The organism is Mesorhizobium sp. P2_C7, from assembly GCF_056404515.1.
The window spans coordinates 134821-153967 of sequence record NZ_JBFUDW010000013.1; the positions used below are offsets into that span (position 1 = coordinate 134821).

General features: G+C 63.6%; 18 protein-coding genes. 10 read left to right on the plus strand and 8 right to left on the minus strand.

Annotated elements, in window-relative coordinates; all coding sequences use genetic code 11:
• Positions 1–51 precede the first annotated feature (51 nt).
• Positions 52–1389: a PRC-barrel domain-containing protein gene (locus tag AC1D2G_RS25025; protein ID WP_477417314.1), complete on the plus strand. Its 1338-nt coding sequence runs from the start codon at positions 52–54 to the stop codon at positions 1387–1389.
• A 67-nt stretch (positions 1390–1456) separates the two neighbouring features.
• On the opposite strand, the gene AC1D2G_RS25030 is transcribed toward AC1D2G_RS25025, so the two are convergent.
• Positions 1457–3025 (minus strand): alkaline phosphatase family protein, encoded by a 1569-nt coding sequence (locus AC1D2G_RS25030; RefSeq protein WP_477417316.1) that lies wholly within the window; start codon positions 3023–3025, stop codon positions 1457–1459.
• 226 nt (positions 3026–3251) lie between these two features.
• On the opposite strand from AC1D2G_RS25030, the gene AC1D2G_RS25035 reads away from it, so the two are divergent.
• The 4 genes from AC1D2G_RS25035 to AC1D2G_RS25050 all read left to right on the plus strand — a co-directional run bounded on the left by AC1D2G_RS25035 (position 3252) and on the right by AC1D2G_RS25050 (position 6323).
• Positions 3252–4184, plus strand: a complete 933-nt coding sequence (locus AC1D2G_RS25035; RefSeq protein ID WP_477417318.1) for a VOC family protein — start codon at positions 3252–3254, stop codon at positions 4182–4184.
• A 4-nt stretch (positions 4185–4188) separates the two neighbouring features.
• The gene (locus AC1D2G_RS25040; RefSeq protein WP_477396399.1) at positions 4189–4809 is read left to right on the plus strand and encodes an alpha/beta hydrolase; all 621 of its coding nucleotides are present in this window, start codon (positions 4189–4191) and stop codon (positions 4807–4809) included.
• Between the two features lie 2 nt (positions 4810–4811).
• The gene (locus tag AC1D2G_RS25045) at positions 4812–5111 is read left to right on the plus strand and encodes a GNAT family N-acetyltransferase (protein WP_095089283.1); all 300 of its coding nucleotides are present in this window, start codon (positions 4812–4814) and stop codon (positions 5109–5111) included.
• Between the two features lie 153 nt (positions 5112–5264).
• Positions 5265–6323 (plus strand): dipeptidase, encoded by a 1059-nt coding sequence (locus AC1D2G_RS25050; RefSeq protein ID WP_095089282.1) that lies wholly within the window; start codon positions 5265–5267, stop codon positions 6321–6323.
• Between the two features lie 6 nt (positions 6324–6329).
• On the opposite strand, the gene AC1D2G_RS25055 is transcribed toward AC1D2G_RS25050, so the two are convergent.
• The 4 genes from AC1D2G_RS25055 to AC1D2G_RS25070 are packed head-to-tail and all read right to left on the minus strand — an operon-like array spanning position 6330 to position 11012.
• Positions 6330–6575 (minus strand): hypothetical protein, encoded by a 246-nt coding sequence (locus tag AC1D2G_RS25055; RefSeq protein WP_457153546.1) that lies wholly within the window; start codon positions 6573–6575, stop codon positions 6330–6332.
• Between the two features lie 2 nt (positions 6576–6577).
• Positions 6578–7837 (minus strand): aminomethyl transferase family protein, encoded by a 1260-nt coding sequence (locus AC1D2G_RS25060; RefSeq protein WP_477417320.1) that lies wholly within the window; start codon positions 7835–7837, stop codon positions 6578–6580.
• A gap of 3 nt (positions 7838–7840) precedes the next feature.
• Positions 7841–9406: a phytoene desaturase family protein gene (locus AC1D2G_RS25065; protein ID WP_477417322.1), complete on the minus strand. Its 1566-nt coding sequence runs from the start codon at positions 9404–9406 to the stop codon at positions 7841–7843.
• On the minus strand, positions 9393–11012 hold the full coding sequence (locus AC1D2G_RS25070) for a phytoene desaturase family protein (protein WP_477417324.1): 1620 nt from the start codon (positions 11010–11012) through the stop codon (positions 9393–9395). The genes AC1D2G_RS25065 and AC1D2G_RS25070 overlap by 14 nt, the downstream gene beginning before the upstream one ends.
• A gap of 201 nt (positions 11013–11213) precedes the next feature.
• On the opposite strand from AC1D2G_RS25070, the gene AC1D2G_RS25075 reads away from it, so the two are divergent.
• From AC1D2G_RS25075 to AC1D2G_RS25095, 5 genes are all read left to right on the plus strand, one after another.
• A complete protein-coding gene (locus tag AC1D2G_RS25075) occupies positions 11214–12008 on the plus strand; it encodes a methyltransferase domain-containing protein (protein ID WP_477417326.1) in 795 nt (264 codons plus the stop codon).
• A 6-nt stretch (positions 12009–12014) separates the two neighbouring features.
• Positions 12015–12728 (plus strand): transcriptional regulator BetI, encoded by a 714-nt coding sequence (gene betI, locus AC1D2G_RS25080; RefSeq protein WP_095089276.1) that lies wholly within the window; start codon positions 12015–12017, stop codon positions 12726–12728.
• Between the two features lie 25 nt (positions 12729–12753).
• Positions 12754–13836: an ABC transporter substrate-binding protein gene (locus tag AC1D2G_RS25085; RefSeq protein WP_477299906.1), complete on the plus strand. Its 1083-nt coding sequence runs from the start codon at positions 12754–12756 to the stop codon at positions 13834–13836.
• Positions 13837–13950: 114 nt separating this feature from the next.
• Positions 13951–15027, plus strand: coding sequence for an extracellular solute-binding protein (locus AC1D2G_RS25090; protein WP_477417328.1), 1077 nt, complete (start codon positions 13951–13953; stop codon positions 15025–15027).
• A complete protein-coding gene (locus AC1D2G_RS25095) occupies positions 15024–16334 on the plus strand; it encodes a flavin monoamine oxidase family protein (protein ID WP_477417330.1) in 1311 nt (436 codons plus the stop codon). The genes AC1D2G_RS25090 and AC1D2G_RS25095 overlap by 4 nt, the downstream gene beginning before the upstream one ends.
• Here the strand turns inward: AC1D2G_RS25095 and AC1D2G_RS25100 are convergent.
• Genes AC1D2G_RS25100 through AC1D2G_RS25110 form a run of 3 tightly spaced genes read right to left on the minus strand, consistent with a single transcriptional unit; the run spans position 16298 to position 19147 of the window.
• Positions 16298–17371, minus strand: coding sequence for an ABC transporter ATP-binding protein (locus AC1D2G_RS25100; RefSeq protein ID WP_477417427.1), 1074 nt, complete (start codon positions 17369–17371; stop codon positions 16298–16300). The two genes, AC1D2G_RS25095 and AC1D2G_RS25100, sit on opposite strands and share 37 nt — an antisense overlap.
• A 37-nt stretch (positions 17372–17408) precedes the next feature.
• Complete coding sequence (locus AC1D2G_RS25105) at positions 17409–18233, minus strand: ABC transporter permease (RefSeq protein ID WP_477299903.1); 825 nt, start codon at positions 18231–18233, stop codon at positions 17409–17411.
• Positions 18230–19147: an ABC transporter permease gene (locus tag AC1D2G_RS25110; RefSeq protein WP_095089267.1), complete on the minus strand. Its 918-nt coding sequence runs from the start codon at positions 19145–19147 to the stop codon at positions 18230–18232. The genes AC1D2G_RS25105 and AC1D2G_RS25110 overlap by 4 nt, the downstream gene beginning before the upstream one ends.

The window sequence follows — 19147 nt, forward strand, 5'->3', positions numbered from 1 at the left end:
CGGTTCAACCGAGCGCGGCGCGTACGAAATCACCCACGAGGAGAGATCATCATGACCCGCAACCTCTTAGCCACGACCGCACTCGCAGCGCTGGTCGCGACCGGGGCCTATGCGCAGAATGCGACATCCCCGGCGCCGGCCCAGACCCCGGCTGTTCAGGAGCCAGCCGCCACTCCGGTGCGCACCGAAGGCAGCATCGTCACCAACATCATCGGTGAAACCGTGTACAACGGCACCGGCGACGATGCCGAGAACATCGGCAAGGTCAGCGATGTCGTCTTCGACAAGGATGGCCAGGCCAAGTCCGTCGTCATCGGCGTTGGCGGTTTTCTGGGTGTCGGAGCGAAGAATGTCGCCTTCGATTACGACAAGCTGCAATGGGCCGAAAGGAACGGCGACCGCTGGCTGGTTGCCCAGGCGACCAAGGACGAACTGACGGCGCAGCCGGAGTTCGACAGCAAGCCCTATGCACCGGCTCCGGCACCGGCCGCATCGACGGACGCAAAGGCTCCGGCTGCATCCGCGCCGGCTGACACCGCGCAGACACCCGTCGACATGAATGCTGCGCCGGCCGAACCGGTGAAGCGCGCCGACGGCAATCTCGCCACCAACATCATTGGCGAAACCGTCTACAACGGCACCGGCGATGACGCGCAGAACATCGGCAGCGTCAACGACATTGTTCTGACAAATGAAGGCAAGGCCGAGTCGCTGGTCATCGGCGTCGGCGGCTTCCTCGGCCTTGGCGCCAAGAATGTCACCTATGATTTCGGCAAGGCCCAGTGGGCGGAGAAGAACGGCGACCGCTGGCTGGTGGCCCAGACCACCAAGGAGGAACTTCAGGCGCAGCCGGATTTCAACCGCAAGGCCTATGATCCGGCACCGGCAACGACGGCTTCCAATGAGCCGGCTGCAACCGCACCGGCTGCTGCACCGTCCGATGCCACGGCTCCTGCCGTTGCACCGGCTGACAAGACGGCTGAGGCTCCTGCTGCTTCGACACCCGATGCCTCGGCACCCGACCAGACCCAGACGGCGGCAATCGACAAGTCGACCTTGACCGAGATGCCTGTCGGCGAGATTCGCGCCGACGACCTGAAGGGCACGACCGTCTACGGCGCCAATGATGCCAAGGTCGGCGAAATCGGTGACGTCGTGCTGGCGCCCGACAGAAAGACCGACGCGGTGATCGTCGATGTCGGTGGCTTCCTCGGCATTGGCGAGAAGGAAGTCGCGGTCGGCATGGATAATCTCAAATTCATGACCGACAAGGATGGCAGGAAGTACCTGTACACGACCTTCACCAAGGAACAGCTCGAGGCTCAGACTGCTTACGACAAGGGCAGCTATACGGAGAAGCGTGACCAGCAGCGCATGATCGTGCAGTAGGATAGCAGGGCAGTAGGGCAGTAGGGCAGTAGGGCAGTAGGGTGCGGCGTAGTCCAAGCCTACCGCTCTACTGCCTTGATCCCCTGCTAACATGGCCGGCAACACCGTGCTCGGTCAGTTCGGCCAGTGCCAGCGACTGGTCGAGATGTTCGGCTCGCCAGGCAAGCAGTCTTTCGGCGAACTCCAGCCGCACGGGCAGGTGGGCCGGATCAGCGGCGAGGTTGTTCAACTCGCCCGGATCGCTTTCCAGGTCGAACAGCAGCGGCGGCAAGTTACCGCCGAAATGCACATATTTGAATTCTTCCGTGCGGATGACGGCGAGATTGCATTGGCGTGAGGCGACGCCGAAATGCCGTTCGGCTTCGCCCTCGGCAATCGAGCGGAAATCGAACTCCCAATGCGCGGCATCGCGCCACGCTGCAGGGCTCCCGCCGCTCAGGAACGGTTTCAGCGAGCATCCGTCGAGATGCGGTTGTGGGGCTTCGCCGAGCAGGTCGAGAAGCGTCGGCAAAATGTCCACCGCTTCGGTGAACCGATCGACACTACCGCCGGCAGCCTTGCCATGGCGCGGGTCGCGGATGATCAGCGGAATGTGGTAGCTGCCGTCGAAATAGCCGCCCTTGCCCAGCATGAAATGGTCGCCCATCATCTCGGCGTGGTCTGATGTCAGCACGATGATGGTGTCGTCCCACGCGCCTGCGGCCTTGACCGCTTGCCAGATACGGCCGAGCTGCGCGTCGACCTCCGAGATCATGCCGTAGTAGATCGCGCGGATGCGGCGAAAGTCGTCATCGCTCCAATCATGCACCTTGCCACTGGCCTCGGGACGGAACTTGGCCTGCTTCTGCCGGCCGAGATCATAGGCGAGATAGGGGTGGCTCTCCGCTTCTGCCTGCCAGCTTGCCGCACGGTGGAAGGCAGGACCGGCATCCGGATCATACAAATTGTTGTATGGCTCGGGCGCGATGAAGGGCGGGTGCGGGCTGATGAAGGAAAGATGGGCAAACCATGGCGCGTCGTCCTCCTGCTCGCCGAGCCAGCGCGTGAATTCGCCGGTCAGAAAGGAGGATGGGGTTTCGTCCTTCGAATAAACGGGCGGTGCGTTGCTGACGGCGGCCTCGGCCTTGCCGCTTTCGTTCACCGGGCGATGGATATCTGGCGATCCGGCGCCGGTATCGATGCCCCGCTGCTTGAGCCAGGACAGCCACTGCTTCTGATGCTCGGGCAGCAACTGACGCACCGCAAATCCAGGCAGCACACCTTCGTAGCTTTGCAGCCGCGGGTCACCCGGCGCCAGCAGGCGCGGGTCGAGCGATACGTCGGTGTAGCCGAACAGCGTCGGATCATAGCCGAGGCTGCGGGCGTGCAGCGCGATGTTGCCGTGACGGGCGTCGAGCGGCGTGCCGTTGCGGCAGACGCGGTTGTTCATCTGGTAGAGGCCGGTGTAGAGGCAGGCGCGGGCCGGCGAGCAAGGTGCCGCACCACCATAGTGCCGCTTGAACAGCACACCCTCGGAGGCCAGCGCGTCGGCATTCGGCGTCTTCACAACCGGATGGCCGGCAGCCGACAGGCAATCACCGCGCCACTGGTCGCATGTGATCAGAAGAACATTCGGGCGCCTGGCTTTTCCGGTCACTCGCGATACCCTTATCCTCTATGGTCGAACGCCGCCCATGGAACCGAATTCCGGGGACGGCGCAAGCCTGACATGTTCGTCAATTGGTGAACAAAGGCATTTTGGTTGTTCACTATTAAAGCACAGTCCATTCTGTGTTTGCCGCCTTTGCCGCAGGCGGTGGTGTCCTCATATAGGCGTGGACAGCGGCTAGGGCCGTACAAGCACCAAGGGAAGGAGCAAAACGATGCTCGATCAGATCAAGGGCCTGCATCACGTTACTTCGATGGCCAGGGATGCCCGCCAGAACAACGAGTTCTTCACCAGGAAACTCGGCCAGCGCCGGGTCAAGAAGACCGTCAATTTCGACGCGCCTGACGTTTACCATCTCTACTATGGCGACGAGGCCGGCACGCCGGGTTCGGTGATGACCTATTTTCCGTTTCCCAACATCGGCAAGGGCCGTCATGGCGTCGGCGAAGTCGGCACCACGGTCTACTCCGTGCCGGAAGGCACGCTCGCCTATTGGGAAAAGCGTTTTGCCGATGAAGGTGTCTCGGGCCTGTCGCGCGACGAGACATTCGGCGAGAAGCGCCTGGCCTTTGCCGGACCGGACGGCGATGGTTTCGCCCTGGTCGAGGACAAGGCCGACGCCAGAAAGCCATGGGCGAAAGGCGGCATCCCCACCGATGAGGCGATCCGCGGCTTTCACTCCGTGTCGCTCAGGCTGAAGGATGGCGGCGCCACCGAGGAGCTGCTGAAGTTCATGGGCTACGAGAAGATCGACAAGTCCGGAAATGTCAGGCGGCTGGCAGTGAAGAACGGCAATGGCGCCGACGTCGTCGACATCGAATCGCTGCCGGGTGCCCCTTTCGCCGATCTCGGCGCGGGCTCCGTCCACCATGTCGCCTTCGCCGTCGAGAACCGCGCCAAGCAGCTCGAAGTGCGCAAGGCGCTGATGGACACCGGCTATCAGGTGACGCCGGTGATCGACCGCGATTATTTCTGGGCGATCTATTTCCGCACGCCGGGTGGCGTGCTGTTCGAAGTCGCCACCAACGAACCGGGTTTCGATCGCGATGAGGATACCGCTCATCTCGGTGAGGCGCTGAAGCTGCCGACGCAGCACCAGCACCTGCGGCCCTATCTCGAACAGCATCTGCAGAAGCTGGAAGGCTGAGACCATGAGCAAGGACGCTTACACTTACAAGGTGCTGCCCGGTTCGCCGGGCGGTCCGCTGCTCTTCGTCTTCCACGGCACGGGGGGCGATGAGAACCAGCTTCTGTCGCTGGGGCGCGATCTCTTGCCCCAGGCAACCATCATCTCGCCACGCGGCGATGTGGCGGAACATGGTGCGGCGCGCTTCTTCCGCCGCACCGGCGAAGGCGTCTACGACATGGGCGATCTGGCGCGGGCGACGGACAAGATGGCCGGCTTCATCAAGGCCCATATCGAGGCGGCGAAGCCGTCAGCCGCGTTCGGCCTTGGCTATTCCAACGGCGCCAACATCCTGGCCTCGGTGGTGTTTGCGGCGCCGGCGATGTTCGATGCCACGGTGCTGATGCATCCGCTGATCCCGTTCGAACCCGAGATCAACGGCAGTCTCGCCGGCCGTCACATTCTCGTGACCGCCGGCAGGCGCGATCCGATCTGTCCGCCGAACCTGACCACGCGGCTCGAAGCCTATTTGCGTGCCGATGGCGCCGATGTCACAGTGGCGTGGCATGACGGCGGGCACGAGGTGCGGCCAAACGAAATCGAGGCGGCACGGCATGTCTTTGCCGGCGCCACCCAGGGAGTATAGCGATGCCGGACCAACTGCCTGAAATCGAACTGGAAGATCGCGGTTCCAAGGGTCGCTACGTCCTGCGCGGGCCAGACGGCGCCGAGGCGGAGATGACCTTCACCAAGATCGGCGAGCACCAGATCATCATCGACCATACGGAAGTGCCGGACGTCTTCCGCGGTCAGGGTGCCGGGCTTCGGCTCGTCACCCGCGCCGTCGAGGATGCGCGCGCGGCGGGCAAGAAGATCATCCCGCTTTGCCCGTTCGCGAACGCCCAGTTCCGCCGCCACCACGAGTGGGCAGACGTGCTGAAGCAGTAGGATCGGCCGGCATTTCGTCGATCGGAACGGGCGCGACATCAGGCTGTCGTCCCGCTTCGATGGCTTTGGCATTTGCACGGGTAGCGCATCTTGCCTAAGTGGATATGATCTATCGCAGCCACCGCGCCGACAAACGAACCGAATGATCCCCCAATGACCGAAACCGACCTCGTTCCCGTCTTCGACGGCCACAACGACACGTTGCTCAGACTCTACCAGTCAAAGGACACGGACGTCGAAAAGCTGTTCATCGAGGGGAAATCGGGCGGTCATATCGACCTGCCGCGCGCGAAAGCCGGTGGCTTTGCCGGCGGCATGTTCGCCATCTTTCCGCCGCCTGTCGAGAAAACCAGGCGCAGCGCCGTGCCGCTGGCGCCGAGCGATGCTGAGCCACTGCCACCCGAGGTCCCGCGGGCCGATGCGTTGACCTCGACGATCGCGATGGCCTCGATCCTGTTCAGGCTGGAACGAGCCGGAGGGCTCACCGTCTGCCGCAGTGCCGGCGATGTCCGCAACGCCATGGCGCAAGGCTCGATCGCGGCGGTGTTCCACATCGAAGGGGTCGAGGCGATCGATCCCGAGCTTACAATGCTCGACGTGTTGCATGCCGCCGGCCTGCGCTCGCTCGGCATCGTCTGGAGCCGGCCGAACGCCTTCGGTCACGGCGTGCCGTTCCGGTTTCCGTCCTCGCCCGACACCGGCCCCGGGCTGACCGATGCCGGCAAGGCGCTGGTCAAGGCCTGCAACCAGCTGAAGATCATGATCGACCTGTCGCATCTCAACGAGAAGGGCTTTCGCGATGTCGCCGCGCTCAGCGACGCACCGCTGGTCGCCACTCATTCCAACGTCCACGCGATCTGCGGCCATTCGCGCAACCTCACTGACTGGCAGCTCGGCGCGATCCGCGAATCCGGTGGCATGGTCGGGCTGAACTTCGCCACCGGATTCCTGCGTGAGGACGGCCGCATGAACGCCGACACCAGCCTCGACATCATGGTGCGCCACGTCGATTCGCTGCTGCAGGCACTGGGCGAGGACGGTGTCGGCCTTGGCTCGGATTTCGATGGCGCCATGATCCCAGCCGTCATCGGCGATGTCGCCGGCCTGCCGAAGCTGATCGATGCATTGGCGGCGCGCGGTTTCGGCCGCGCGCTGATCGAAAAGATCGCCTATCGCAACTGGCTCAGCATGCTGGAGAGAACCATCGGGTAGAAAGACCTATTCGAAGCCCATGCGCTTGAGCCAGTCCTTGCCGACACCGCGATCGCGGATGATCGGCAGCGGATCTTCCGAATCGAGCCGTGCGCAGATGCGGTAGACTTCGAGCGTCTCGGCGCTCATCTCGCCGCCCTTGTAGAAGAACATGGCGGCGGCATAGCGCGTGCGGCCCGACCATTTCTCGCCGAGCGGCGTGTTGACCAGCTCCCATTGCTCGGCGGCTTCGAGTTCGGCTTCGTCGGTCATGGTCAGAAATCCGCCGGCGGATTGGCAGTGCGGCGGTCGAGCTTGATGAAGGGCCGCGCTACCACCTTGGCCCGCTTCATCAGCTTCTGATACTGCAGCTCGCGCATGGCGTAGATCTCGACCCAGAGGTCCTCGACCATGGTGTCACCATACGGCCGCGCCAGCGAGGCGATGGCGATGTTGCGCTTGGCCATTGGCGACCACATGGCGGCGCTGACCAGGCCGACCTCCTGGCTTTTCTTGTGGTAGACGATGGCGTGTTCGGCGGGGATGTTGCCTTCGATCTCCAGCCCGACCAGCACATGGCGCAGCTTGCGTCTGGCGCGAGCCTCGAGGATGGCGCGGCGCCCGTTGAAATGACCTTTCTCCAGATCGATCATGAAGCCGAGGCCGATCTCGTCCGGCATGCGCAGGCGATCGGCGCGGATGGCGTGCTCGGCGGTGGTGAAATCCGCATTGGCGACGATCAACCCGGCTTCGAGCCGGGCGCGATTGAGCGCGGTGTAGCCGATGGCGCGGATACCGCGCAGTTGGCCGGCCGTCATCAAACGGTCCCACAGGCTCAGCGCCCTGTCGGCGGAGACGAACAGTTCGTAGCCGAGATCGCCGGTGAAGCCGGTGCGAGAAATGCCGACGGTGCCGCCATCATGCTGGAAATCGGCGAGGTCGAATATTTTCAGCTTCTCGACGCCGGTGAAGCCGGCATCACGCAGCACCGCAAACGAGGTCGGCCCTTGCAGCGCGAGCCCGGCGACAGCCTCGGTTTCCTCCGCGACGGTGACATCGAAGCCAATCGCGCTGTCGAGCAGCCATGGCAGATGCCGCTCCTGCGAACACAGCCGGAAGCGTGTCGGCGACAACCGGAACAGCGTGCCGTCATCGAGGACGAAGCCCTCGTCGTCGCACCACGCCGTGTAGTGGACACGGCCGGGTTTCAGTTTGGTGACATCGCGCAAGGTGACGCGGTCGAGGAAGGCTTCGGCGTCCGGTCCCTCGATCCGGTACTTGGTCATCGGCGAAATGTCGAACAGGCCGGCCTGGCTGCGGATGGCGAAGTATTCGAGTTCCTCGTCCCACAGCGAATGTGGCGCGCGGTAGCCGGCCCAATTGTACCAGTCCTGGGTCTTGGCCAGCGCGTCGATGCGCGGCTGGAACGGCGTGCCAAGTCGCAGTGTGCGGAAATGGTCCTGCGCGGCGATGCGGGCGGAAACAGCCGCGTTGATTGTCCTCGAGACGGGCTTCTTCCTGGTTGCCTGGGCCATGGCTTACCCCTTCATCGCAATGATGCGCCGCGCGGCGTTGAGGCCGGGAGCGCCGGAGACGCCGCCGCCTGGATGCGAGCCGGCACCGGCCAGGAACAGCCCTTCGAACGGTGTGTCATAGCCCGACCAGCCGGACACTGGTCGCGAGATCAGCATCTGGTCGGCCTGCAATTCGCCGTGGTGCCAGTGGCCGCCCGGCATGCGGTAGCGCGTTTCGATGTCGGCCGGCGTCAAAAGCTCGGCGTGGACCACGCTTTTGCCGATGCCAGGCGCATAGGCTTCGAGCTGGGCCATGATCGCCTTGAGGAATTTCGGCTTGCCGGCATCCCAACCCTCTTTCAGTGCGTAGGGCGCGTATTGCACGACCGCCGACAGCACGCAGGCGCCGCTCGGCGCGAGCGACGGGTCGGCGAGGCTTGGCAGCGTGATCTCCATCACCGGCTCGGGTGAGAACTCGCCATATTTGGATGGGTTGAAGGCGCGCTCGACATGGTCGGGCGAGGGCGCGATCACCAGGCGGCCCTTGTGGCCGGCGGCATCGACGCCTGTGAATTGTGGTGGCCGGTCGAGCGCCAGATTGAGCTTGGCCGCATCGCTTTTCATGCGAATGTTCTTCACCTTGCGCAGAAAGCCGGTATCGATCTGGCGTGGCCCGACAAGGTCGAGGAAGGTGGTCGCGGGATTGATGGCCGAGACGATCGTCCTGGCACGCAGCACCTCGCCAGTGTCGAGCGCGACACCGACGGCGCGGCCGTTCTCGACGATGATCTTCGCCACCGGCGTCGACGTGCGGATGGTGACGCCGGCCTTTTCCGCCGCGGCTTGGATGGCAGCGACAACCGCGCCCATGCCGCCTTGCGGCAGTATCTGCGCGCCGGCCTTGCCGCCGGTCTCGCCGGCCAGCCGGTAGTAGAGGCCGAGCAATGAGGTCGGCGAGCGGGGGCCGAGATGGCTGCCCAGCGTCGCATCGAAAGCGAGCAGGCCTTTTAGCCTGATATCAGCCAACTGCTCGTCGAGCAGGTCGGCAACATTCATCAGCAGCACGCGCAGGAAGTCGCGCATGTCTTCCTTGCCGAGCTTCTTCAGCGCCAGCGCGGTCTGGCCGAGCGAGGCGGTCTCGAGCAGCGACATGCCGGCGAGATCGGGCGGGCGGCGGGAGAGGAACGGCTTCAATATGCCGGCATAGCGCAAAAGCTGCGCGCGCAATTCCTTCCAGGCCGACTGCTCGGACGAACTGACGCCGGTCAACACCTCGCCATAGGCGCCATGCAAGACCAGCGGCGGGCCGTCCCTCGACAGCGCAACCGACGGCATGAAGTCGGCGCGCGCGAATTGCAGCCCGTGCTTGTCCAGGTCCAGCGCCCTGACCACATCGGGATGCAGCCGGTTCAGCAGATGGGCGATTGACGAGACACGAAAGCCCGGCGCGAATTCCTCGGTGCGCGCGGCGCCGCCGACTTCGCTTCCGGCTTCCAGCACCAGCACCTTGCGGCCGGCTTTCGCCAGCGCGGCCGCGGCGACGAGGCCGTTGTGGCCGCCGCCAATGACGATTGTCTCAGATGACGTCATGGGCAGCGCTCATATGCGAGGTGGATTTGGCGAGGTCGCGCAGGATTTCGGCCGCGGCGTTGCGTCCGGGCGCTCCCATGACGCCGCCGCCGGGATGGGTCGAGGAGCCGCACATATAGAGGCCGCCGACCGGCGAGCGGTACTGCGCGTAACCCGGCACGGGCCGGTTGAACAAAAGCTGGTCGAAGGTCAGTTCGCCCTGGAAGATGTTGCCTTCGGTGAGGCCGACCTCGGCTTCGATCTCGCGCGGGGTGCGCACCTCCATGTGGACGATGCGGTCGCGAAAGCCCGGCGAGTATTCCGCGATCTGCGAAATCACGCTCTCGGCAAAGCCGTCGCGGTCGGCATCGGTCCATTCGGCTCCCACAATCTTGGGCGGCGCGTATTGCACGAAGCAGCTCATGAAGTGCTTGCCGGCCGGCGCCATGGTCGGGTCGAGGGTCGTTGGAATGACCATGTCGAGGAACGGATCGGCCGACCAGCGTCCGGCCTTCCAGTCGTCATAGGCGCGCTCCATGCGCTCCATCGAATCGGTGAAATGCATGTCGCCGCGATAGACCGGCGAATCCTTCGGCAGCGCCGGGAATTCCGGCAGCGAGTCGAGGGCGATGTTGACCTTGCCGGACGAGCCGCGGATCTTGAAGTTCCTGACCCGGCGCAGGAAGACATCGGGCAGTTCCTTTTCCTCGACCAGCTTCAGGAAGGTGCGCTTCACGTCGGCATTGGAGACGACGAGCTTGCCATAAATCTCCTCGCCGCCGGCCAGCACAACGCCCTTGGCCTTGCCCCTGCCGACCAGCACATGGTCGACCTCGGCGCCGGTGCGGATGGTGCCGCCCGACGCCTTGAACGACGCGGCCAGCGCCTTGGTGACCGCGCCCATGCCGCCGCGCGCATAACCCCAGGCGCCGACCGAGCCATCGACCTCGCCCATATAGTGGTGCAGCAGCACGTAGGCGGTGCCGGGCGACATCGGCCCGAGCGCGGTGCCGATGATGCCGGACAAAGCCAAGTTCGCCTTGATGACATCGGTCTCGAAATATTCGTCGAGGAACTCCGAGATCGACATAGTCCAGAAGCGCAGCGTCAGCGCCATTTCCTGCGCCGAAAGGCCAGCGAATTTCTTGCCGAGATAGAGCAGTTCACCGAGGTCGCGCGGCCGCAGGCTGGTCGGATCGGGTGCGGTGCGCATCAGAAGCGGCTGGATGAAACGGCACTGCCGCGTCACGTCGCGGGCGTAGCGGTCATAGGCTTCGGCATCGCGCTTCGAGAAGCGGGCGAACTCGCGCCGGTGGGCATCGTGGTCGCGGTAGTTGGCGAGGTAGTCACCGTCGCGCATGAACACCGCGCCGCCCTCATAGGAGATGACCTGCAGGCCGAAGCGCGGCAATTCGAGGTCGCGCATGATCTCGGGGCGAAAAAGCGAGCAGACATAGGAGCAGTTGGAATAGAGGAAGCCCGGCGTCAATTCCCGGCTGGTGGCGGCACCGCCGATCCAGTCGTTCTTCTCGACCACCAGCACGTCTAGGCCGGCGCGCTGCAGATAGCAGGCGTTGACCAGGCCGTTGTGTCCGCCGCCGATGATGATCGCATCCCAAGCTTTCATTTTGGCCCAGTCTTCCCGTGCGACCCGCTCTTCATTTTTGCGTGATCTGTTCCCGAATGAACGGAATTTGGCATGGCAACCGTCATTTTGTCCAGCCATATTGAATGAATGTTCAACAAATGGTGTTGCGTTTTACCCTGTATGCGCTACGCTTTGCCGGCAATCGAAAGTGCTCAAATCGGCTGACGGGGCCGAGGTGCGATGATCGAAACGGCAGCTGCCGAGCCTGAGTATGACGACACCGCCATCCGCTTCCTCGAAGCGCTGTGGGGCGACGGCTACCTGTCGCCGGGCGGGCCGGACGAGGTCGATCGGGTGGTCGAAGGGCTTTCGCTCAAAGGCAAGACGATCCTCGACATCGGCTGCGGCTCGGGCGGCATCACGTTTCATCTGGTCGAGCGCCATGGCGCCGCCCACGCTACCGGCTTCGATGTCGAACAGCCGGTGATCGAGACAGCTCGGCGCCGCGCGGCCGCGCGTGGGCTCGCGGATCGTGTCAGCTTCATCCAGGCGCCACCGGGCTCGCTGCCTTTCGCCGACCATTCCTTCGATGTCGTCTTCTCCAAGGATGCGCTGCTGCATGTGCCCGACAAGGATGGCCTGTTCGCCGAAATCTTCCGCGTACTGAAGCCGGGCGGTGTCTTTGCCGCCTCCAACTGGATGATCTCGCATGACGGCGAACCGTCGCCGGAGATGAAGGCCTACGTCGCCGCCGAAGGCCTGTCCTTCGCCATGGCATCGCCCTCCCGCTATGCGCAGGCAATGCGGCGTGCCGGCTTTGCCGATGTCACCGTCAGGGACCGCAATCCCTGGTACCGCGACGTCGCGCGTGGCGAGTTGGAAAGGCTGAAAGGACCGCTCTATCCGACTGTGGCCGCGGTGGTCGGCGCCGCCTATGTCGACAAGAACATCCGAACCTGGGAAGCCATGCAGAAGGTGCTTGACAGTGGCGAACACCGTCCCACTCATCTTCGCGGTCGGAAGCCGGTTGGATAGCCGGCGATGCTGGAGACCATCAGACCCATGAAGACGGCAGACGCCAGGGACGCCCTCCTTGAACCAATGCGGAAAGCTGAATCCGAGAAGCGCGGACGCAAGGCCTCGAAGGAGGTCAGGCAGCTTCAGCTCATCGAGGCGACGATCGATTCACTGGCCAAGCGCGGCTATTCGGAGACGACGATGGCCGATGTCGCCGATGGCGCGGGTCTGTCGCGCGGCATCGTCAATTTCCATTTCGAGAGCAAGGAAAAGCTGCTCATCGCGACCTTGCAGCATATGTATGACGAGTACTCGGCGCATTGGCGCAATGCCCTGCAGAAGGCCGGCGATGATCCCGCCCGGCAACTCCAGGCGCTGGTCGCGGCCGATTTCGATCGCTCGATCTGCAACAAGCGCAAGCTCGCCGCCTGGTGCGCCTTCTGGGGCGAGGCCAAGTCGCGGCCGACCTATCAGGCGCTGAGCAGTGCCCGCGATGCCGTCTACCAAAACATCTTCATCGACCTTTGCGCGGCGCTGAAGCAGAGCGGCGACTATGCCTATGAGCCGCAGGTCATGGCGCTGGCACTCAGTGCCATGACCGAAGGGTTGTGGCTGCGGTTGATGATGGGCACCGAGGACACCACCCGTGAAACCGCCTTGCAGGCGGCCAATGAATTCCTGTCGGCGGCATTCCCCAAACACTATCCGTGGAAGGCGGCCGGCGCGGCGAAACCATAAGAAAACCACAGAGGATGGAACGGCAATGAAGACACTGACAAGACGCCTGACACTGACCTTGGCGCTGGCCGGAACGCTGGCGGCGTCGGCAGCCGCACTTGCGGTCGCCGCCGACAAGGACTTGATCGTGTTCGACTGGTCCGGCTACGAAGACCCCAGCTTCCACCCGAAATATGTCGAGAAGAACGGCGACTCGCCGACCTTCGCCTTCTTCGGCGACGAAGACGAGGCGTTCGAGAAGGTTCGCTCCGGCTTCAAGGCCGACCTCGGCCATCCCTGCTCGCAGAGCGTGGTGAAATGGCGCGAGGCGGGCCTGCTGCAGCCGCTCGACACCTCGAAGATCACGGGCTGGAAGGACCTCAATCCCGGCATCATGGCGATGAAGGATCTTGCCACCACGCCGGACGGCAAGGCGTGGTTCATGCCTTGGGATTGGGGCAACACCCAACTCACCTACAACACCTCCAAGATCGACGCCAAGGACGTGCAGTCGCTAAAGGCGTTCGCCGATCCCAAGTTCAAAGGCAGGGTGTCGATCGGCGACAATGTCGACGACGCCTATGCGCTTGCCAGTCTGGCCATCGGCCTCAAGGACTGGACCAAGATGACCGACGACCAGTTCAAGCAGGCTTCGGATTTCCTGCGCCAGGTGCACAAGAACGTGCGCTCCTACTGGACCGACACCACCGACGTGGTGCAGCTGCTGAGCGGTGGCGAGGTCGACCTCGCCTGGGCATGGAATGACGCGACCGTACAATCGGTGGCCGCCGGTGTGCCGATCATGTCCAAGAAGGACACCGACGAAGGCATTTCGACCTGGGTTTGCGGCTACGTGCTGTTCAAGGACGCACCCGGCAATATCGACAAGGCCTATGACTATCTGAACGCCGTCAACGATCCGGAGACCGCCAAGGTGCTGGTCAAGGACTGGGGCTATGGCCAGGCCAATGCCAAGGGCATGGCTGGCGTCGATCAGGCGGTGCTGAAGGAAAAGGGCTATGACGACGTGCAGAAATTCGTCGACAAGACGCTGTTCCAGTCGCCGGTTCCTTCCGACCTCAAGCTCAAGATGATCGCCGAATTCGAGAAGATCAAAGCCGGCTATTGAGCCTGTCTCGAGTGCCCGTCCGCCCGCCAACTGAGCGGGCGGACGGGCTCGCCAAAGCCGCCGAATTCTCCTAACGTCACAGCCTCTTTTTCGCGATTGGGGGAGTTTCGCGCCATGAAATCAGTGCTACGCCGCCTTGCCCTTGCCGCCGCGTGTTTGATCGGCGCAGGCTCCGTCCATGCCTTGGCGGAAGGCGGCGGCGACCTCGTGGTGTTCGACTGGTCGGGCTATGAAGATCCGCTGCTGCACCCCACTTACGCTGCCAAATACGGCGCCGAGCCGACCTTCGCTTTCTTTGGCGATGAGGACGAAGCCTTCGAGAAGATGCGGGCGGGCTTCAAGGCCGATGTTGCCCACCCTTGTTCGCAAAGCGTGGTCAAGTGGCGCGAGGCCGGCATGCTGCAGCCGCTCGACACCTCCAGGATCCCCGGCTGGAAGGACCTCAATTCCGGCATCATGGCGATGAAGGATCTCGCCACCACCGCCGACGGCAAGGCCTGGTTCATGCCCTTCGACTGGGGCAACACCTCGCTGCTCTACCGCACCGACAAGGTGACGGCCGAACAGGCGCAGTCGCTCAGGATTTTTGCCGATCCCAAGTATAGGGGCCGCGTCACCATCGGCGACAATGTCGACGACGCCTATGCGCTGGCGAGCCTCGTCATCGGCCTCAAGGACTGGACCAAGATGACCGATGCACAGTTCCAGGATGCATCCGCCTTCCTGCGCGACGTGCACAAGAACATCCGCTTCTACTGGACCGACGACACCGACCTCAACCAGGCCTTTATCGGCAACGAGGTCGACCTCGTCTGGGGCTGGAATGAGACCTTCGTGACGCTGAAGGGGCAAGGCATGCCGATCGCCATGAACCGCGACACCAAGGAAGGCATTTCGACCTGGGTTTGCGGCTATGTGCTGATGAAGGATGCGCCGGGCAAGCTCGACGAAGCCTATGATTTCTTGAACTCCGTCAATGCACCCGCCGTGTCGGACTACTTGGTCAAGACCTTCGGCTATGGCCATGGCAATGGCGCCGGCATGGCGGCGATCGACCACAAGGTGCTGGTCGACCGCGGCTTCGACAATCTCGACAAATTCCTCGACAAGACGCTGTTCCAACAGCCGGTGGCGCCGGAGCTCAAGCAGCGCATGGTCGCCGAGTTTGAGAAGATCAAGGCCGGCTATTGACGAACGAACCGGAAAGAACCGACGTCGTCATCGTTGGCGCCGGCTTCACCGGCCTGTCGGCAGCGCTCGAGCTGAAGGCAGCCGGCATCGACTTCCGGCTGCTCGAAGCGCGTGACCGCGTCGGCGGGCGTGTCGAGTCCAGGCAGAATGGGCTTGGCGAGCGCGTCGACAGCGGCGGTCAGTTCCTGTGCGAGGACATGCCGGAGCTGATGGCCCTCGTCGCGGCGCGCGGCAAGACGCTGGTCGAGACTTATCTGGATGGCGACTTCGTCGCCCAACCGGCGATGTCTGCGAGGGAGGCGGAACGAACTTATGCCGGCGCGATGGCGATCCGCGACCGCATGAATGCGATCTCGCCTGATGATCCGGCAATTGCCGGCCTGACCGTAGCCACATGGCTCGCTGGCCAGAGCGATCCTGACGACGCCAAGGCGGTGTTCCGCTCGATGATCGAAGGCCTGTGGTGTCAGGCTCTGGAAAAGCTGCCGTTGTGGCACCTGATCGACAATGACCGGCGCATCACCAACGAGGTGACGGAGCTGCAGTATTTCGTGCGCGAAACCATGCATTCGCTGGCCGACGACCTGGCCCGCGATCTCGGCGATCGGCTGCGGTTGAGCACAGCGGTCACGGGGATCGAACATGGGCCGGGAAGGGTCCGTCTTGCATCGGCGGCGGGCATCATCGAGGCACGGACGGTGTTGATCGCCGTGCCGCCGACGATGGCCGCGAGACTGGATTTTGCGCCGCCGCTGCCGGCTGGCCTGCAAAGAGCTCTGGCGGTCTGGCAAAGCGGGGCGGTGATCAAGGTGCTGGTGCGCTTTCCGACCGCCTTCTGGCGCGACCGCGGCCTGAGCGGCATGGTGATGTGGCGCGACCTGCCTGGGCTTTTTGCCTGTGATGTCAGYAAGGACGACGATGACGCCGCGCTGGTGGTCTTCGTCGGCGGGCCGCTCGCCTTGCGCTGGCGCGAATTCGGCGACGCGACACTGCGCGCCGAAATAGCGAAAAAGCTGGTGGAGGCCTTGGGGCCCGAGGCGGCCGGCATCCTCGATCTCAGCTATCGCGACTGGACGGATGACCGCTGGAGCGGCGGCGCCTACGGCGATCTCATCATCGATGCGACGGCAACCGACGCCGAGCGCACAATCCTGGCCGGCGCTGCGCCGGTGTATTTCGCCAGTTCAGAACTGTCACCGTCATTTCCGGGCTATGTCGAAGGCGCCATCGTTGCCGGGCGCATCGCGGCGGGCAAGATCATGGCCGATCTTCAATCGGCCATCGCCACCAGCGCCTCGGGATCGTAGGCGAGGCGGATCGAGGTGCCGACGGGGATGTCGTCGGCGCCGAAATCGTTGGTCTCGGTCACCGACAGCGGCTTTTCCAGGCCCGGTATCTCGACGATCAAATGGGTGATCTCGCCGAAATAGTGGCGTTCGACGACTTTGCCTGCGACCTCGAACTTGGCCGTCGCATCGTCCCACAGCACGCGCAGGCGTTCCGGCCTGATGCCGAGCGTGGCTGCGCCACCATTGCGCACGAAGGCCTTGGGCTTGTCGGTCTTGACGCGGCCGAAGCCCAGCGTGTCGACAACCAATGAGGCGCCATTCTCCTCGACGATCTCAGCCTTGACGAAGTTCATGCCGCCGAGGAAGTCGGCGACCTGGCGATTGACCGGCCGCTGGTAGATTTCCTTGGGCGAGGCGACCTGCGCGATTTTGCCGCCGAACATCACGGCGATGCGGTCGGACATGGCGAGCGCCTCATACTGGTCGTGGGTGACCAGCACGAAGGTGATGYCGACGGCCTGCTGCAGACGACGCAGCTCGACCTGCATCTGCTCGCGCAGTTTCTTGTCGAGCGCCGACAGCGGCTCGTCGAGCAGCAGCACCTTGGGCCGCATCACCAGCGCACGGGCGAGCGCCACGCGCTGGCGCTGGCCGCCGGAAAGCTCGGTTGCCAGGCGCTTGCCGAGGCCGGTCAGCGACACCTGCGCCAGCGCTTCCTCGACGCGGCGTTTCTCTTCGCCGCCCTGCAGCTTGAGCCGTTTCAGCCCATAGGCAACGTTTTGCTCGACATTGAGATGCGGGAAGATCGCATAGCTCTGGAAGACCATATTGGTCGGCCGGCGATTGGCCGGGATGCCTTCCATCGGCTGGCCGCCGACCGAGATCGAGCCGCTGGTCGGATTGTCGAAGCCGGCGATCATGCGCAGCAGCGTGGTCTTGCCGCAGCCGGATGGACCGAGCAGCGAAAAGAATTCGCCCTCTTTGATGGTCAAGGAGGCGTCGTCGAGCGCCTTGAACGCGCCATAGCTGCGGGTGACGTTGCGGATCTCGATCATTGGCCTATCGGACTGGGAGCGCTCGACTTGCGGCTGCTCAGGCATAGAGGCCTCCCTCGTTCTGGGTGCGTCTGGCGGCGCGGCGACGCAGGATTTCGGCAACTGTCATCAGCAGGAAGGAGGCAACCAGCAACAACGTGCCGAGTGCCAGCACACCGGGCAATTTCGCCGCGAAACGCAACTGGCCCCAGATGTAGATCGGCAGCGTCGCCTCTGTCCCGGTGAGGAAGAAGGCGATGATGAACTCATCCAATGAGATGGTGAAGCAGACCAGCAGGCTGGAGATGATGGCCGGCGCCACCATCGGCAGCGTCACCCGCCGGAACGTTCCGAACGCGCTTTCGCCGAGATCGGCGGAGGCTTCCTCCAGGCTACGGTCGAAGCCTTCGAAGCCGGAGGTCAGCACCGTCATCGAATAGGGGATGCAGACCAGGACATGGCCGAGCACGACGGTGAACAGCGACAGGCTCAAGCCGAGCTGCAGCATCACCAGCAACATCGAGATGGCGACGATGACTTCCGGCAGAACCAGCGGCGCCATGATCAGGCCGTTGATGGTGCGGCGGCCGGGATAGCGGTAGCGGGTGATCGAACGGGCGGCGAGGATGCCAAGCACCGTGGAGAGAACCGCGGCCGACACGCCGACGATCAGGCTGTTCCAGGCGGCGTCGAGCAAAGCCGGGGTGCGGGGCAGGTCCTCGTACCAATGCAAGGTGAAGCCGGAGAGCGGGAACTTCGGCGTCGCCGCCGTGTTGATCGAGAAGATCGGCAGGAAGATGACCGGCAGGTAGAGAAACACGACGTAGAGAAACGCGTAGGCCGGCAGCCAGCCGCCGGACAAGAAACGCCGCACCGCCGTCATCGCGCCAGCCTCTGCAGAGCGCGGATGATGAGCACCGTGGCGCCCGCCATCAGCGTCACGATCAGCATGGTGGTGACGGACAGGGCCGCGCCCAGCGGCCAGTTGGAGGCCTTGCCGAACTGCGCCTGGATGGCATTGGCGATCATGACGCCGTCCTTGCCGCCGACCAGCTTCGGCGTGACATAGTCGCCGACGGTCGGGATCATGACGATCAAGGCCGCAGAAATCACGCCTGGCGCCGACAGCGGCAAGGTCACGCGCAAGAATGAGCGCAGTGGGCCGTCGCCGAGATCGGTGGCTGCTTCGACCAGCGTGCGGTCGACCTTTTCCAGCGAGACGAAGATCGGCAGGATGGCGAAGGCCGCCCAGGCATGGGTGAGCGTGATGATGACGGCGCTTGAATTGTAGAGCAGGGCGGTCGACGGTTCGTCGATGATGCCGAGACCCATCAAGCCGGAATTCAGGACGCCGTTGTAGCCGAGGATGACCTTCCACGACATGACGCGCAGGAGATAGCTGGTCCAGAACGGGATGGTGATGAGGAACAGCCACAGACTCTTGTGGCGACCGCCGTGGAACGAAATGAAGTAGGCGATCGGATAGGCCAGGATGACGGTGAACAGGCTGACCGTCAGCGAGATGTAGAGAGAGCGCCACAACAGATCGCGGTAGATCGGCTCGGTCAGCGCGATGCGGTAGTTTTCCAGCGTGAAGGTGCGGTCGATTGTCAGGTAGTTCTGCGTCCAGAAGGAGTGCGCAATGACCACCAGGATCGGCAGGACAAGAAGGATGAGCGCGTAGAGAAAGGTTGGGCTGATCAGGGCAAGGCCCTGTACGGGTTCGGATTGCAGAAGGGCATTTCGTCTGGCCCGCGTCATGCGCCACGGGGGCGACCCTTCCGCCGCCGCCGTCAT

What these genes read in the sequence shown, in the direction of transcription:
- AC1D2G_RS25055 (WP_457153546.1), bottom strand. Translation starts at nt 6,575, where the DNA reads ATGACCGACGAAGCCGAACTCGAAGCCGCCGAGCAATGGGAGCTGGTC.
- AC1D2G_RS25090 (WP_477417328.1), top strand. Translation starts at nt 13,951, where the DNA reads ATGAAATCAGTGCTACGCCGCCTTGCCCTTGCCGCCGCGTGTTTGATC.
- AC1D2G_RS25050 (WP_095089282.1), top strand. Translation starts at nt 5,265, where the DNA reads ATGACCGAAACCGACCTCGTTCCCGTCTTCGACGGCCACAACGACACG.
- AC1D2G_RS25040 (WP_477396399.1), top strand. Translation starts at nt 4,189, where the DNA reads ATGAGCAAGGACGCTTACACTTACAAGGTGCTGCCCGGTTCGCCGGGC.
- AC1D2G_RS25075 (WP_477417326.1), top strand. Translation starts at nt 11,214, where the DNA reads ATGATCGAAACGGCAGCTGCCGAGCCTGAGTATGACGACACCGCCATC.
- AC1D2G_RS25025 (WP_477417314.1), top strand. Translation starts at nt 52, where the DNA reads ATGACCCGCAACCTCTTAGCCACGACCGCACTCGCAGCGCTGGTCGCG.
- AC1D2G_RS25035 (WP_477417318.1), top strand. Translation starts at nt 3,252, where the DNA reads ATGCTCGATCAGATCAAGGGCCTGCATCACGTTACTTCGATGGCCAGG.
- AC1D2G_RS25060 (WP_477417320.1), bottom strand. Translation starts at nt 7,837, where the DNA reads ATGGCCCAGGCAACCAGGAAGAAGCCCGTCTCGAGGACAATCAACGCG.
- AC1D2G_RS25105 (WP_477299903.1), bottom strand. Translation starts at nt 18,233, where the DNA reads ATGACGGCGGTGCGGCGTTTCTTGTCCGGCGGCTGGCTGCCGGCCTAC.
- AC1D2G_RS25070 (WP_477417324.1), bottom strand. Translation starts at nt 11,012, where the DNA reads ATGAAAGCTTGGGATGCGATCATCATCGGCGGCGGACACAACGGCCTG.
- betI (WP_095089276.1), top strand. Translation starts at nt 12,015, where the DNA reads ATGCTGGAGACCATCAGACCCATGAAGACGGCAGACGCCAGGGACGCC.
- AC1D2G_RS25045 (WP_095089283.1), top strand. Translation starts at nt 4,812, where the DNA reads ATGCCGGACCAACTGCCTGAAATCGAACTGGAAGATCGCGGTTCCAAG.
- AC1D2G_RS25110 (WP_095089267.1), bottom strand. Translation starts at nt 19,147, where the DNA reads ATGACGGCGGCGGCGGAAGGGTCGCCCCCGTGGCGCATGACGCGGGCC.
- AC1D2G_RS25065 (WP_477417322.1), bottom strand. Translation starts at nt 9,406, where the DNA reads ATGACGTCATCTGAGACAATCGTCATTGGCGGCGGCCACAACGGCCTC.
- AC1D2G_RS25085 (WP_477299906.1), top strand. Translation starts at nt 12,754, where the DNA reads ATGAAGACACTGACAAGACGCCTGACACTGACCTTGGCGCTGGCCGGA.